This window comes from Sulfurospirillum arsenophilum NBRC 109478 (assembly GCF_000813345.1).
GTDB lineage: Bacteria > Campylobacterota > Campylobacteria > Campylobacterales > Sulfurospirillaceae > Sulfurospirillum > Sulfurospirillum arsenophilum.
In genome coordinates this window covers 748,399-763,587 of record NZ_BBQF01000001.1, presented here as the reverse complement: position 1 = coordinate 763,587, position 15,189 = coordinate 748,399, and the positions used below count along the sequence as shown (strand labels likewise).

The 15,189-nt window shown below is 39.6% G+C and carries 19 protein-coding genes; 7 read left to right on the top strand and 12 right to left on the bottom strand.

All coding sequences use genetic code 11. The annotated features are described in order from the left end of the window. Positions 1-95 precede the first annotated feature (95 nt). From mobB to SAR02S_RS03800, 7 genes are read left to right on the top strand one after another with little or no spacing between them, the layout of a single operon-like run. Positions 96-593, top strand: coding sequence for a molybdopterin-guanine dinucleotide biosynthesis protein B (gene mobB, locus SAR02S_RS03830; protein WP_041957026.1), 498 nt, complete (start codon positions 96-98; stop codon positions 591-593). A 1-nt stretch (position 594) separates the two neighbouring features. Next, positions 595-1,431, top strand: coding sequence for a class 1 fructose-bisphosphatase (locus tag SAR02S_RS03825; protein ID WP_041957024.1), 837 nt, complete (start codon positions 595-597; stop codon positions 1,429-1,431). After that, positions 1,424-1,621 (top strand): hypothetical protein, encoded by a 198-nt coding sequence (locus SAR02S_RS03820; RefSeq protein ID WP_041957023.1) that lies wholly within the window; start codon positions 1,424-1,426, stop codon positions 1,619-1,621. Before SAR02S_RS03825 ends, SAR02S_RS03820 begins: the two co-directional genes overlap by 8 nt. 33 nt (positions 1,622-1,654) lie before the next feature. Next, the gene (metG, locus tag SAR02S_RS03815) at positions 1,655-3,586 is read left to right on the top strand and encodes a methionine--tRNA ligase (protein ID WP_041957021.1); all 1,932 of its coding nucleotides are present in this window, start codon (positions 1,655-1,657) and stop codon (positions 3,584-3,586) included. After that, complete coding sequence (locus SAR02S_RS03810) at positions 3,583-4,587, top strand: hypothetical protein (protein ID WP_041957019.1); 1,005 nt, start codon at positions 3,583-3,585, stop codon at positions 4,585-4,587. Before metG ends, SAR02S_RS03810 begins: the two co-directional genes overlap by 4 nt. A 12-nt stretch (positions 4,588-4,599) precedes the next feature. Further along, complete coding sequence (gene ybeY, locus SAR02S_RS03805) at positions 4,600-5,019, top strand: rRNA maturation RNase YbeY (RefSeq protein ID WP_041957017.1); 420 nt, start codon at positions 4,600-4,602, stop codon at positions 5,017-5,019. A 3-nt stretch (positions 5,020-5,022) separates the two neighbouring features. Further along, the gene (locus tag SAR02S_RS03800) at positions 5,023-5,601 is read left to right on the top strand and encodes a DJ-1/PfpI family protein (RefSeq protein ID WP_041957015.1); all 579 of its coding nucleotides are present in this window, start codon (positions 5,023-5,025) and stop codon (positions 5,599-5,601) included. A 51-nt stretch (positions 5,602-5,652) separates the two neighbouring features. Here the strand turns inward: SAR02S_RS03800 and mrdA are convergent, their stop codons facing one another. The 12 genes from mrdA to SAR02S_RS03740 are packed head-to-tail and all read right to left on the bottom strand — an operon-like array spanning position 5,653 to position 15,108. Further along, positions 5,653-7,446 (bottom strand): penicillin-binding protein 2, encoded by a 1,794-nt coding sequence (gene mrdA, locus SAR02S_RS03795; protein WP_041957013.1) that lies wholly within the window; start codon positions 7,444-7,446, stop codon positions 5,653-5,655. After that, positions 7,443-7,916: a hypothetical protein gene (locus SAR02S_RS03790; protein WP_041957306.1), complete on the bottom strand. Its 474-nt coding sequence runs from the start codon at positions 7,914-7,916 to the stop codon at positions 7,443-7,445. Before SAR02S_RS03790 ends, mrdA begins: the two co-directional genes overlap by 4 nt. Continuing rightward, positions 7,883-8,341, bottom strand: coding sequence for an N-acetyltransferase (locus SAR02S_RS03785; RefSeq protein WP_041957011.1), 459 nt, complete (start codon positions 8,339-8,341; stop codon positions 7,883-7,885). The genes SAR02S_RS03790 and SAR02S_RS03785 overlap by 34 nt, the downstream gene beginning before the upstream one ends. Next, entirely contained in the window at positions 8,338-8,940 is a 603-nt protein-coding gene (yihA, locus tag SAR02S_RS03780) for a ribosome biogenesis GTP-binding protein YihA/YsxC (RefSeq protein WP_041957009.1), read from the bottom strand. The genes SAR02S_RS03785 and yihA overlap by 4 nt, the downstream gene beginning before the upstream one ends. Beyond that, positions 8,937-9,401: a lipopolysaccharide transport periplasmic protein LptA gene (gene lptA, locus SAR02S_RS03775; protein WP_041957008.1), complete on the bottom strand. Its 465-nt coding sequence runs from the start codon at positions 9,399-9,401 to the stop codon at positions 8,937-8,939. Before lptA ends, yihA begins: the two co-directional genes overlap by 4 nt. Beyond that, positions 9,402-9,914: an LPS export ABC transporter periplasmic protein LptC gene (lptC, locus tag SAR02S_RS03770; protein ID WP_232293981.1), complete on the bottom strand. Its 513-nt coding sequence runs from the start codon at positions 9,912-9,914 to the stop codon at positions 9,402-9,404. It lies immediately after the preceding gene. A 17-nt stretch (positions 9,915-9,931) separates the two neighbouring features. Next, positions 9,932-10,429, bottom strand: coding sequence for a KdsC family phosphatase (locus tag SAR02S_RS03765; protein ID WP_041957004.1), 498 nt, complete (start codon positions 10,427-10,429; stop codon positions 9,932-9,934). Next, the gene (gene hisB, locus SAR02S_RS03760; protein WP_041957002.1) at positions 10,429-11,001 is read right to left on the bottom strand and encodes an imidazoleglycerol-phosphate dehydratase HisB; all 573 of its coding nucleotides are present in this window, start codon (positions 10,999-11,001) and stop codon (positions 10,429-10,431) included. The genes SAR02S_RS03765 and hisB overlap by 1 nt, the downstream gene beginning before the upstream one ends. 1 nt (position 11,002) lies before the next feature. Continuing rightward, positions 11,003-11,803 carry a septal ring lytic transglycosylase RlpA family protein gene (locus SAR02S_RS03755; protein WP_439645568.1) on the bottom strand — a complete coding sequence of 267 codons (801 nt, stop codon included), beginning with the start codon at positions 11,801-11,803 and terminating at the stop codon, positions 11,003-11,005. Then, a complete protein-coding gene (locus SAR02S_RS03750) occupies positions 11,784-13,028 on the bottom strand; it encodes a lytic transglycosylase domain-containing protein (protein WP_041957000.1) in 1,245 nt (414 codons plus the stop codon). Before SAR02S_RS03750 ends, SAR02S_RS03755 begins: the two co-directional genes overlap by 20 nt. Positions 13,029-13,054: 26 nt before the next feature. Next, a complete protein-coding gene (locus SAR02S_RS03745; protein ID WP_041956998.1) occupies positions 13,055-13,855 on the bottom strand; it encodes a TatD family hydrolase in 801 nt (266 codons plus the stop codon). Then, on the bottom strand, positions 13,855-15,108 hold the full coding sequence (locus tag SAR02S_RS03740; RefSeq protein WP_041956996.1) for a GGDEF domain-containing response regulator: 1,254 nt from the start codon (positions 15,106-15,108) through the stop codon (positions 13,855-13,857). The genes SAR02S_RS03745 and SAR02S_RS03740 overlap by 1 nt, the downstream gene beginning before the upstream one ends. Between the last annotated feature and the right edge of the window lie 81 nt (positions 15,109-15,189).

The following is a 15,189-nucleotide window of genomic DNA, read 5'->3' as shown; positions in this document are numbered from 1 at the left end:
TTCCTCATTCTTAGCTCTCACCCATATCAACTCATCAAAAGCTAAATCTTTTTTTGCTATTATTGTTATCATAATAACATAAAAAGCAGGAAAAAATGAAATCCTTGGCTGTTGCATTTACAGGACCATCGGACAGTGGAAAAACAACGCTGATCCTCAAAGTAGCGAACATTCTTAAAAAAGAGCATGCCCTTGCTATTATTAAAAATGACCCGAGCGATAAAGCGATTTTTGATGTTGAAGGCAAAGATAGCTGGAAATTTTCGCAAACAGGGGCAGAAGTTATCATTACGTCACCTACGCGCACGACGCTTTTTTCCAAACGTCAAAAAAGTTTGGATGAGATCATCACATTGCTAGGCGATTTTGATTTTTTACTGGTTGAAGGTCTTAAAAATCTTCCTCTTCCTCGCATTGCGATTTTTCGCAACAAACTGGATGTTGACTATTTTGACTGCTCTGATGCCATTGCGATTGATGAAAGTATTACGCTAAGCGATTATGAGGTTCCCTCAAACATTGCGATTTTAGATCTGAATAACCCCGAGCAAGTCGTTGCTTGGATACAAAAAAATGCTAAGAAAGTGAAATAACATGCAAAAAATTTATGATGCTATAAAACGTTCCGCCATCCGTATTCGAGAAGCGATTGAGTTTGATGATACAGGGTATTCTGAGAACATTAACTCTACAGGTGATACACAGCTCAAACTGGACATCAAAAGTGACCTCATCATTGAAGAAGAGTTTGCTAAAGTGGCTTGCATCAAAGAGATTGTCAGTGAAGAGAAAGAGGAGAAAACACCTTTACATGTAAACGGGATTTACGGTGTTGGTTACGACCCACTTGATGGTTCAAGCTTGATTGATGTTAACCTGAGTGTTGGCTCAATATTCGGTATTTACGAAGGCGGATACGCTGGTAAACACCTCAAAGCGGCTGTTTATGTTGTCTATGGCCCACGTGTTGAACTCGTCATTGCCGAAGATGATGTCAAGATGTATCGTTTGAACAAAAACGGTGAATTTGTCTTTATCAAAGAGATTAACCTAAAAGAAAAAGGCAAGATCAATGCTCCAGGCTCAACCCAAATGTGTTGGGAACCGCGTCACAAAGCAATGATCGATGCGATCTTTGCTGATGGTTACCGTTTACGTTATTCGGGCGGTATGGTGCCAGACTTGCATCAAATCCTTCTCAAAGGTGGCGGACTCTTCTCTTACCCAGCAACAAGCGATGTACCCAAAGGAAAACTACGTATGATTTTTGAAGTCTTCCCTTTTGCCTTTGTCTATGAAAAAGCAGGTGGCGAAGCGATTGATGGCACAAAAAGAGTACTTGATCTCACCCCTTCACATCCACACGATACTACACCGTGTTTCTTTGGCTCGCATGCAGAGATAGAACGTGTTCGGAAGTGTTATGAGTAGTGAAGTAAGCGATATTTACGAACAAGAGTTGCAAGAAAAAAAAGCACTATTACAAGCATGCCAACAAAGTAAAGACGTTGTGACATGCAGTGACTGTGAAAAGATATTTGAGTGTGATACCCGCAAAACCTATGTCAAAGCCGTTTACGAAAGTATGGCCAAAGGACAAGGTGGCGGATTTGAGTTTTAACAATACAATGAATCAATTTAACTAGGAAAAACGATGTCCCAAAAAGCCTACATTACCACCCCAATTTACTATGTTAACGATGTTCCGCATATCGGACATGCGTACACAACGATCATCGCTGATACGATGGCACGCTATTATCGTTTGAAAGGCTATGAGACTTTTTTCTTAACAGGAACCGATGAACACGGTCAAAAGATCGAAGAAGCTGCAAAATTGCGAAACAAAACACCACAAGCATACGCTGATGAGATCAGTGGCAAATTCCGCGCCCTTTGGGATGAGTTTGACATCAGTTATGACAAATTTATCCGCACCACGGATGCTGAGCATAAAACGGGTGTGCAAAAAGCGTTTCAAGTGATGTTTGACAAAGGTGACATTTACAAAGGTGAATACGAAGGTCACTACTGTGTCAGCTGTGAGACCTTCTTTACCGACACTCAACTGGTGGATGAAGACAAATGCCCCGATTGTGGCAAGCTTACGCGCCTTGTTAAAGAAGAGAGCTACTTCTTCAAGCTCTCTAAGTACCAAGAAGATCTCATCAAATGGTACAACAATGATGAGAAATGTGTTCTTCCAAAAGGTAAAAAAAACGAAGTCATTAGCTTTGTGAAACAAGGTCTTCGTGACCTCTCCATCACACGCACTAGCTTTGACTGGGGTGTCAAACTACCTGCAAGCATGAATGACGACAAGCATGTCATGTACGTATGGCTGGATGCCCTTTTAAACTACACCACCGCACTTGGTTATGGTACGGATGAAAAGAATATGGATTTCTGGCCAGCCACAATGCACTTAGTCGGAAAAGACATTCTTCGCTTCCATGCTATCTACTGGCCAGCATTTTTGATGAGCCTTGGTTTGGCTCTGCCAAAACACGTTGCGGCACACGGTTGGTGGACAAGAAATGGTGAAAAAATGAGTAAAAGCAAAGGCAATGTTGTCAACCCAAAAGAGGTTGCAGATGCGTATGGGCTCGAAAACTTTAGATACTTTATGCTTCGCGAAGTTCCGTTTGGACAAGATGGTGACTTTAGTCAAAAAGCATTGATGGATCGCATCAACTCCGATCTTGGCAATGAACTTGGAAACCTGCTTAACCGCATCATCGGAATGAGTGGAAAATACAGCAATGGCGTTGTGAACTCAAAAGATGTTAACACCTTCCATGCGAGCGAATTAACTGCTGTTGATGAGATCTTAAAAAATGTAGAGAACACCCTACAAGAGCTTCAAACGAACCGTTATCTTGAAGATCTATGGAAAGCACTCAGTATTGCCAACCAAGCCATCACCGTGCATGAACCATGGGTGAAAATCAAAGAAGGTAAAGAAGATCAAGCACTCGCACTCGTGGCACTTGTTTCAAACATCTTAGCGCGTGTTTCTATCCTTCTACACCCTGTTATGCCAAAAACAACATCAACCATTGCAAAAGCAATGGGCTTTGAGATCAACACGGCAAACTATGACAAAATCGTTGTTCGTAAAACATTTTTGGATGAATTTACCATTGAAAAAGTACCGCCTCTTTTCCCACGCATTGAAGAAGAGTTAATGGCGCAACCTGCACCTGCAGTCGTTGAACCCGCCCCTGTTAAAAGCAAAAAAGAGACACATAAAGTAGAGTCTATCATCACGATTGACCAATTTTTTGAGACATCCCTTAAAATTGGAACGATTATTGAAGCAAGCATCTTAGAGGGAAGCGATCGTCTTTTGAAACTCAAGGTTGATTTAGGAGAGGCTGAACCTAGACAAATTGTCGCAGGTATTCGTGAGTACTACACCCCCGAAGAGCTTTTAAACACGCAAGTCTGTGTCGTTACAAACTTGAAACCTGCCACGATCAAAGGATTACTTAGCCAAGGGATGTTACTAGCAGCCAAAGATAAAGAGGGACTCTGTTTAGTTCGCCCAGAACGTCCTCGTCAAAGTGGCGCTTCTATTGGATGAAGATAGATAACTTTGTACGTATTATCGATGGGAAATTACGCACAACACCTCCCATTGATGCGTTTGCCTCGATTCATCTTGAGGCTTCTCGCATTTCTCATGGCGATCTGTTCATCGACACGACCGCGTCACGCGAACTGATCCATCAAGCTCTTGAAAAAGGTGCTTACGCCATTGTGACCACTCTTTCGTTTGCCAATGAAGATGATGAGTGCGCTTGGATAGAGGTCACCTCTATTGAGCAGACACTTATCAAGCTGTTGCGTTATACCATTACCCAAAAATCCCTTACGATCGTGCTACTTTCTCCTATTCAAGAAGCACTCCTAGAGATGATTCAAACGCCCAAAAACATCAAACGTCTGCGTGGAAATCTGTTTGCAATTGCCAAAACGGTGTTAAACGCGAAAGAGGAAGAACGCTTTTGCCTCAGCGATCACAGCTTAGCGCATCAAATTGCACCGGTCGCACACAAAGTTGAAACCTCTTTACATGTAAAGCCTACCATCATCGCCAAAGGCCTGTTTCTCAGCTCTTTTTGGCATCAAGATCGCTACTTTTCAGAGCAAAAAATTCCATCGCTTTTTGTGGAAGAGTTACTCTGCTTACTTGAGTTTTGTGACACCCATAGCATCGCTTATAGTTTAGAAAATCTTGGCTTTTGTGAGCATTTTTACCCACAATTCATCACCCATGCACTCTGTAAAAAAGAGTTTGGAAGCAGTGATAAAGCACTTATCTTTGAGCCTCACGCTTCGCTGTTACCTGCATTACTAGCGTATATGCAAACACACATTGAACGCTCTCATATCATTTTAGCACTTCCTAAAAATTTTCATCGCGACATCCCATATGACGGTGAAATCCTTCTCTTTGACACGGTGGATGAACTCTCACGCTTAGCGCAAAAATCTTTTCAATACGCCCTTATTTTAGGAGATAAAGAAGCTTACGAGTCACTCTTTATCAAAACATTTACTACACAACCAAGCCTGTTTTAAAAGGAGCACTCTATGCTACTCATTGAAAATGAATCCAACACCCCTTTACATGTAACGATATTAGAACAAATTTGTAAAGAGCATTCGCAAAAAGAAGTTGAGCTGATTATGATTGATGGCAAAAGCATGCATGAGCTAAACCTAGAGCATCGAGGGATGGATAAAACCACGGATGTGCTCAGCTTCCCCGTAGAAAATTTTCCTCACGCACCACTTGGTTCGATCGTTATTAATTACGAATTAGCAGATGAAAAAGCCAAAGAGCTAGGGCATACGATCGAAGAAGAGATTACACTTTTGTTTATCCATGGAATGCTTCATCTTTTAGGCTTTGATCACGAAGTCGATAACGGTGAGATGCGAGAGAGGGAAAAAGCGTGGATAAAGCAGTATAATTTACCAGAAAGTTTGATTGTTCGTACAGAGGAGTAGCCTATGATTACCATCGGTATTGTCATCTTCCCAAACGTCGAAGAGCTTGATTTTGTGGCCCCCTTCGAAGTACTGAGTTACATCAACAAAATACAGTCCAATAGCACGAAAGTTCTCTTAATCGCACCAACACTTGAGCCTGTTCATGCCTTTAACGGTCTTAGAGTTCTTCCCGACGTTAGTTTGGAGAATTGCCCAAAGGTCGATATTTTGCTTTTTCCTGGTGGAAAAGGTCGTACGCAATGGATGAAAGAGCCCTCTATGCAAGACTTTATCAAACAACACAAAGAAGAGGTCACTTACCTTGCTTCTGTCTGCACAGGAGCATTTTTCCTTGCGGAAGCTGGCGTGTTGTTGGGGAAAGAAGCTACCACCTACCACAGCGCTTTTGATGAGCTTTCACGCTATGGCGTTAATGTTGTTTCATCTAAAGTGGTTCAAGATGGGAAGGTTATTACCGCAGGAGGAGTGAGCTCTGGAATAGAGTTAGGGTTTTACCTTTTGCGTGAACTTTTTGGTGTAGCTTTAGCCCAAGAAGTTGCAGAAAAAATCGAATACAGTATCGACGTGAGCGCACTTTAAATCTTTACATGTAAAGATTAGACTTCGTTCATAACCCTCGTAAAAAGTCTATTATTTAATATAGCCCATTTGATAAAGTTTGTCATAGACTTTTGAAGCAATCGGACCACCTTCAGACCCACCATGTCCACCGTGTTCAACCAAAACAGTGACAACAAATTGAGGGTTTTCATACGGTCCATAGGTAGTGAGCCATGCGTGAGAGCGTTGGTAATAGTCCATATCTTCCTCACGCATACGCTTTTTATCGGTTTGAGAAAGACCAACAACTTGTGCTGTTCCCGTTTTTGCTGCTATCTTAAATGGCGCTGTAACGTTAATGTGTCTAAGTGCCGTACCACCAGGAACGTTGGCAACGTCATACATACCTTCACGTGTCACCTTTAAAAAACGCTTTTCACTCTCACTGACAATATTTGGATCCACAGGAAAATCAATCATTTTATCGTTAATTTTGCGCACAAAATGTGGTGTCACGCCATTGCCTGTCGCTAAAAAAGCGGTGTACTTTGCAACTTGTACTGGTGTGGTAAGGAAGTACCCTTGCCCGATGGAGCTAATCAGTGTTTCGCCTTGAGACCACCCTTTACCAAAACGTGCTTTTTTCCACTCACGGCTCGGAACAACTCCGATGAATTCTCGGGGAAGATCAATACCTGTTTTTGCAGCAAAGCCTATTTTTGAGAGAAATGGTGCAATATTATCAATGCCTGTTTTGAGGCTTGCTTTGTAAAAGTAGTCATCACAGCTCTCACGAATGGCGCGGGCATAAGAGATGATGCCATGTCCATCTTTTTTCCAGTCACGAAACACCCTTCCACCTAGCTCCATCGTACCTGTTGATTCAAACGTAGTTGAAGGACTGATAATACCAGAGTTCATCATCGCCATACCCACACCCATCTTCACGATGGAACCCGGAGGGTAAAGACCATTGACTAATTTATTGGTAAAGGGGTGATTAAGATCATTCGCCAAAAGTGCCCACTCTTCACGTAAAATACCTGTGACAAACTTATTTAAATCGTATTCAGGGAAACTTGCGGCTGCTAAAATTTCACCATTTTTGGCATTCATAACAACGACAGCACCACTGTCATCTCCAAAAAGTGTTGCAATATATTGTTGTAATTCAAGATCAAGACTTAAGACTAAATCATTACTAAGCGGCAATGTTTTACTGACTTGCTCGATCTCTTGGTTAAAGGCAGTTACTTTGGTTTTTTTCTCGCCTTTGGTACCTTGTAAGACAGTATTGTAGTACTTTTCTATACCTGTTTTACCCGAGAAGCCCACCAATTTTGCTGTTATATCTTCGGCGACATCTTGAGTATTTGACTTTCCAACATAGCCAATCACATGAGAAGCGAGCGAACCGTAGGGATAATGCCGTTTAGAGGTGATTTTAATTCTTAAATTATCATGCTGCGCGATCTTAGCAAACTGGGGAATGAGCTTGTCATACGGAACAAAACCAATGACTTCAACATAATCATGATTGTATGCAGAATCAGCTTTGAGATACTCTTTGGTTAAATCTTTAACGCTAAACTCAGGCAAAGCTTCTGCTAAAAAAGCAATTTCTTGATCTAACAGAGCACGATTGGCCTTGAAACTAAGTCTAGGTTTTATACCAATGGAAAAACCCAAACGATTCACAGAGAGAGGGTTAAGTTTTCGGTCTAAAATAACCCCTCGTAAAGGCGCTAATTCTTCTACTTTTACAGCATTTTGTTTGGCAATCTCTTCATAGTAAGCATTCGATTTGATACTAATATAATAAACCCTCACCAAAAGGGCAATCCACGCCAAAATGAAGATACTCAGAACAATCTTAATTCTCACCGTGTTACCTTAAAAAGCATAAAAGAGAGGATAGAATCAATGGCAATGTAATAAAAGTAGTAGTTTGAGAAGTATGGGAAGGACTCATTATCCAAATAAGCAAAAAATGCATTCAAAAAGAAGTGCCCAAGATAGGCAATCGTAACGTAAGCTGCAAGGATGCAATTATTACATGTAATAATATTTTGAATTTTATAAATAGCAAATTTATAAAAAATTGCAAATAAGATCAGATAGGAAAAAAGGTAAAAGCCCTTATTGAGATCATACAAACACAGGTATAAAAAGCCCAGAAATATAGTAGTAGCATTCTCTTCACGACGGTTAAAATGAATCACTAGATAACAAAATACCACACCAACAAAAGGTGGGATAAGCGGATAGAGTGAAGACATTACCAGCCCAAAAAGAAGCCATCCACTGATCCAAAAAAGATTTAGATAGTTTTGATCAGCGCTATTTCGTCGCATATTGGAAAATGTTTGCATTTAATACAATCTGCCCAAATTTTATGTGTAGGCAGTGCTTCTTTGGGGATTTCAGTAAAACCAACGGACTCAAAAAATGCTTTTTGATAAGTTAATGTAAAGACTTTTTTAACACCTAAATTCTCTCCTTCAATGAGGAGATTTTGAATAATTCCTTTGCCAATACCATGACCTCTAAAGCCATCTTTGACCATAAGGCTTCGTATCTCTGCCAAATCATCGGCATGAAAATGCAGCGCTCCAAATCCGATGATCTGCTCATTCTCTTTGGCAAGAATGTACGAGCGAATATTGGTTGCCATTTCATCAGAACTGCGAAAGAGAATAATGCCCTTCTCCACTTCTGGTTTGACAAGATCTTGCATTTGGACAATATCACTGAGTTTTGCTTTGGTATAAGAAATCATGATTCTGCTCCAAAAAGCGTTTCAAAAATAGCTGCTAAGGCCTTATCAACACCTTTCTTGCTGCTACTTGAAACCAAAATTGCGTCGGGATAATTTTTTTTGATAATACTGATTTCACTCTGTTTTAATTTATCAAGTTTGGTAAAAATACGTAAAATTGTCTGATCGGGTCTTACAATCTCGCTCAAATAGTTATGCACCGCTTGATCTATCTCTAAAAAAGGGTGTCTTGAATCAACCAGATGCACAAAAACACGAATGGAAACACGTTTTTTAATGTAATCCGTCAGATTTTTCTGCCACTCTGCTTTAAGGCTGTGAGAAACTTTGGCATAACCAAACCCTGGTAAATCCACCAGTTGCGCATAATATGTTTTTTCATCTTGTGCTAACACAATCTGAAAGAAGTTAATGAGACGTGTTTTTCCAGGTGTTGATGAACTTTTTGCAAGCCCTTTTTTATTGGTGAGTGCATTAATGATAGAACTTTTACCCACATTACTACGACCAATAAAAGCAACTTCACTCATCCCCTCAGGTGTTGTCTCCTCCATTTTTGAAGCAGACTTCACAAAGAAGGCGTCTTTGACTTTGATCACTGTTTTTTATCCTCAACTTTGAAGATAAATTTGACAGGTGCTGCACCTTTTCCATCCACTTGATACTGCCCGCTGATCTGATCTACGCGAATAAAATCACCATAGACTTTTTTATCGGTCTCAATCTCATGTAAAAAAGCTTTTTTCTCTAATGTATAAAGGCTTTTGTTTGGCTCATAGGTCATCTTTTCAGCTTCGCCATAATACTTCTTCTGGTTCATTGTCAAATTGCCTTTGGCATCGCCTGTAGCAATATAACGAAGAGGTTGTTTTTTATCATCAAACTCTATCACTATTTTTTTAGCGGTTAGTTTATCGCCCTCTTTTATGACAACAACGTGCCCTTCAAAAATACTGATTTTTTTACTTTCATCCGCAAAAAATTTATCAGCTGTCACCTCAACTTCAGCGGCTATAAGCATACTTGAAGCGCATAAACAGAGTGCTATAAGTTTTTTCATCTACTTCTTCTTCCCTACTTGTTGTTGTATAAACGAATGTATATTAGTAGCACTTATTGTGCCTTCTTTCATCTGATAAACAAATGAAAGCCCATGGCTACGGCTTTGCTGCTGTGCAAAAACAAAAGGTTTTTCACTGCTTAAAACCTCTTTTTTAAGATCGTAAAAGATATCTTCCCCATCCAAAGAGACACCATCATTTCGATAATAGTGAGAGTTGGTTTTAAAATGCATTACATGATCTTGCAAAATACCTTCGTCAGAAGTGAGTTTTCCTAGCAAACCCTCTTTCGTTTTATGATCTGCGTTAATAACATAAAGTTTATCAAAATCTTGATAGCGAGCTACGCGCTCAGAGCGTACAATACTCTCAATAAGACCCTCTTTAATCTGATAATTTTGGGCATTGAAGAGTTCAATTTCGGGAATTAAATTGCCATTATTATCGACCACATTAATCGTATAAGGTTCTTTAATGATTAAAAAAAGCATCATCCCAAAAAAGAGAATCATTGCATAGGAAAGGATTTTTACAGCCAAAGTTTTACAAATGCCTCACTCAAATTTTCTTTTTCAACAACAATGTCGATCATCTCTCGCACCGCCGCTTTACCGCCCTCTTTTTGCAATACAATATCGACTGATTTCACAACCATAGGCAAGGCATCAGCAGGAGCAAACGAAAGCCCCACAGCTTTTAAAAGAGATAAATCATTAAGATCATCCCCAATGGCAGCAACCTGTCCAAAACTGAGCCCTTCTTTGTCTAATATCTCTTGAAGAACAGCTTTTTTATTTTTAACATCTTGATAAAGGTAAGTGATGCCAAGCTCTTTTGCACGTTTGTCTACCACGCGAGAACTACGTCCCGTAATGATTGCCGTTTTACGACCAAGCTTCATCCATGAGACAATGCCAAAACCATCCTTAACATTAAAGGTTTTAAATTCTTCCGCATCGCCGTTCCCATACATAATGCCGCCATCTGTGAGACATCCATCGACATCAAAGACCAATAATTCAATCATTACAATACACCCTTTGTACTGGGAATTCCCACACGCTCATTTTTCACTAAACTTCGACGAAGGGCTACCGCAAACGCTTTAAACGCCGCTTCTAAAAGATGATGTCTGTTTTTACCTCGACGCGCAACGATATGTGCGCTAATGCCAGCATTGACCATGAGCGCCCTAAAAAACTCTTCGGCAAGCTCGACATCAAACTCACCCACTTTACCTTCCATCTCAACATCATAGACTAAGTAAGGGCGATTACTAAGATCCAAGGCGCACTCAACAGCGGCTTCATCCATCACAACAACAGCATTCCCATAACGCTCGACACCAGAAATAGGATACAAAGAAGCACGAAGTGCTTGCCCTAAAACAATACCTACATCTTCAACACTATGGTGAAAATCAATGTGTGTATCACCTTTACATGTAAGCGTCAAATCCATCAAAGAGTGTTTAGCAAAAGCTTCAAGCATATGGTCAAAAAAACCAATTCCCGTCTCAATAACTGCTTTTCCTGTACCATTAATCTCTAATTCAACACTGATGTGTGTCTCTTTGGTAATGCGTTGTAATGTCTGCATTTTATTCCCTTACGATAAATGAGCCTTTATGCGGCCCTTTTGCAATAAAGTCAGAGGCTTCAGCTTCACTGCCAAATCCTTTGAGCCATACACGATATATCGGCTCATTTTCAAATGTTCCTTCTTTAATAATTGCATTGTAGCGATTATTGACATTCATATTGCTTTGAGCAAACCTTGTTGCGCCCTCTTTATTTCTAAATGCGCCAATTTGGATGAGATAATCTGTCTCGACGACACTCTGTTTTGGCGCACCTGCAGGTGCGACCACACCGGCAAAACCGATAACTTCAATCCCTACGGGTCCTGTTCCATTGGCAACAAGATCAATGCGAGTTGCTGCAGTATACGAAAGGTCAATCATACGTGTACCTACAAAAGGGCCACGATCATTGACGCGTACCACAATACTCTTACTGTTTTTAAGATTGGTGACTTTAAGCATCGTATTCATAGGGAGTGTTTTATGTGCTGCGGTCATTTCATACATATTATACACTTCACCATTAGAAGTTTTTTTACCATGAAAATCTTTACCGTACCAACTCGAAATTCCACTAAAATAATCCCCAACACTCACCATTGTTGGAGTATACGATTTACCATCAATGGTATAAGGTCTCATCGTGGCTCTATGCATTGCAGCCGAGTCATTAATAGCTCCGCTACCCTCAGGTGCAGCCATTGTTGGGGTAGGCCTTGGACCACGATAAGCATGACTATCGTTTTTAGAAGCACATCCATAAAAAGACAAAAGCATGATGACACAAAGGCTTAATCCACTAGTTTTTTGGAATGACAATACTCTCTCCCACTTTCACAAGTGCATTCTTTTTATTATTAGCTTTGAGCAATTGGGCTACAGGGACATCGTATTTTTTTGATACCGTCTCAATGGTATCGCCCGCTTTAATAATATACATTTTCTCAGCACTACCAGAAGGTGCAGATGCAATTACAGGCATCGCTGAACCCATCGGCACAATAATTTCAGTTTTTGGTTTGAGGTTAGCAGTTTTGAAACTATTGAGATCCATTAAAGACTGAGAACTCATACCATATTTTTTAGCAACACTTTGAAGAGAGTCCCCTTTTTGGGCAGTATAAACAGCATATTTTTGAGGCTGTTTAGTTTGATCAAAATTTTGGGTAAACACAACTTGGCGATCTTGCGGAATGTAAAGGTAGCTCTTTGTCCCAATAGGAGAGGTAAACGCATGTTTAAGATGTGGATTGTACGATTTTAGTTCGCGTAACGAGATACCAATCGTTTCAGATACATCCTTAAGATGTGTACCACTTGGAACTGGAACTGAAACGAAAGTTGCATTATTGGCTCTATTTAAAAGGTATTCAGAGCCATTGTCAAGCATAATGTCTGTACTGCCCGAAATAAAGCTCATCATCAAAATTTTGCGAATGTAAAGTCTGCTTTCCTTGGGAAGGTACTTTTGGCTCTCATCTAAGAGAACATTAATATCATCTGTACCTGCTTTGGCGATTGCCTTAGTGACAGTGCCTTCACCACAATTATAGGCTAATGCTGCGAGATACCACTTACCAAAAAGGTCATGGAGTCGTTGTAAATAAACAATTGCCGCTTCTGTTGATTTAATAGGATCACGTCTCTCATCAACATAAGCATTTTCCACTAAACCATAACGGCGAGCTGTTTCAGGAATGAATTGCCAAATACCTGAAGCCTTCGCGGAAGAAGATGAAAAAGGATCAAAACTAGACTCTGTCATTGCAAGGTATAAAAACTCTGGTGGAACGCCAGCTTCTTTCATCTTTTTTTGTAAAACGGGAACAAACCTATCACCGCTTTCTAGCTCGCGCAAGAAGTGCTTTGTCTTATAAATTTCGACATCTTCATTCATTGAGATGAAAATGGAATCTTTCAAAAAGGTATTTGGAAGATCGAAATTTTTAAGGGCGGTAAGTTGTTTTTCGTAGTTATTGTCGGTATTTAAAAACGCATGGAGACTCTGAAACAGAAGAAAAAGGGTTAAAAAAACCTTATACATGCCTCTCCTTTATCTCTTAATTTACTTTAGATTGTAGCTAACTTTATCTTTTCCAAAGCTTTAAAGAGTGTAAAAGCATTTTTTGAGGTCAAATTGTGAAGTTCAGTGACACTCATATTTAAAAGTTCAGCCATCTTTTCTGCGACCAAAAGTGTATAAGCTGGCTCATTGCGCTCTCCTCGATATGGCATGGGTGTTAGGTAAGGAGCGTCGGTTTCAAGCAGTAATTTCTCTTTGGGAATGAGAGGTAAAACTTCTACTAAATTTTTCGCATTTTTAAAGGTTAAAACGCCACCAATACCAAAATAAAAATCACTATTGGCCAAATCTAAAAGATGCTTTGAAGCGTTATAACAGTGTAAAACACCGCCTACTTCGTGTGCCTTGCCTTCCACTAAAAGGCGTCTACTGTCTTCATTGGCATCACGAATATGAACGATTAAAGGCTTCTTTATCTCTCGTGCTAAAGCAATCTGTTTAGCAAAAATTTCTTGTTGTATTTGCTTTTCGGCGTGCTTTTCTTCTGCATCTTCAGGAAGTCTAAAATAATCCAAACCGCACTCTCCTACGGCAATACATTTTTCATCTTTCAAAAAAGTTCTAAGAATTTTTTCGTCATATTGTTCATGGTGATAGGGATGAATACCTGCTGCAAAAAAGATATGTTCATAACGATGAGCAAGCTCTTGGGCATAACCTAAATCGTCAATATCTGCTCCAGGAATAATGATGCCTTGTACACCTTGTTCATAAGCTTTTTGTATAACAGCATCCACATCGTCGCGAAAACGAGCATCATCTAAATGACAGTGGGTATCAATAATCATTAAGCAACCTCAACTCTATTTTTGCCATTTTTCTTTGCAACATAGAGTGCTTTATCTGCTTGATTAATCATCTCTTCCACACTTCCCAAATCACCAAAAGTCACTCCAATAGAAACAGAGATGTTGAGATCTTTTTTCTCTTTGGTTTTAATATGTACACTAGCAATGGCACTTTTAAGTTTGATAAAAAACTCCAATGCCTTTTTTTGGTCAATATTTTTAAGTACCACACAAAATTCATCGCCACCTAAACGTGCAAGGAAATGCTCATGTGTCAAATGCTTTTGGAGTGTTTTGGCAAGTTCAACAATGACAGTATCCCCCACATGATGCCCTAACGTATCATTGATCTGTTTAAAACTATCCAGATCAATCAATCCTAAAGCAAACGGCTCATTTTTTTTCTTAGCCTCTTTAAAATACTCTTTCATCGCATCAAAAAAATAGCGTCTGTTGGCAAGACCGCTTAAAAAATCATTTTGTGCCATATCTTCAATTTTCGCTATGTACTCTAAGGCATCCAGTGAATTGTTGATGCGACACGCAATCTCTTCTCTGGTAAAAGGCTTATTGATAAAATCATTTGCTCCAATTTTTAGAAATTTTGCAGAGATAAGATCCGTGCTAGTTCCTGTCATGGCAATGATAGAGAGTTCATTTTTACTGTAAAGCTTGCGTACTTCTTTGGTGAGTTCAACGCCATCAATTACAGGCATTTGATAATCTGTCAGAATCAGTTTAATATCGGGATTGTCCTGCAAGAAGACCAGTGCTTCTTCGCCATGTGCGGCAACGAGAACTTTAAACATTTGATGTTGCAACAGAGATTTTATTTGTGCACGTGTTGCTATCGAATCATCCACAATCATCACTTTGATATCACGATTTTTATGAAGACGTTCGATGAGCATAAAAATATAATTAACATCATCAATATTGCCTTTATAGACATAATCAATAACATCTTTTTTCAAAATCTTTTCGCGTACTTCTTTATCCATGGAGCCAGTAAGAACAATTGAGGGGATTTTGTACGATAAAATCATATCGACCACTTCACCATCAGGGGCATCAGGAAGATTGAGGTCTAAAAGGGCAACAAAGTAATCACTGTTTTTTTCCACAAGATTTTGTGCCTCTTCAAAACTATGCGCCACATCTACATCAAAATCAAGATTGGATTCCATCTTTTTCATGATGAGTTTTGAAAGTGCTTTATTATCTTCTACAATTAAAATCTTTTCGCGTGCCATCAATTATCCTAATTATTACATGTTAAGTTAGTTTTAATTGTAACATAAATTTTTTGGGAGTTTTCTAAAGAGGTGGCGGTG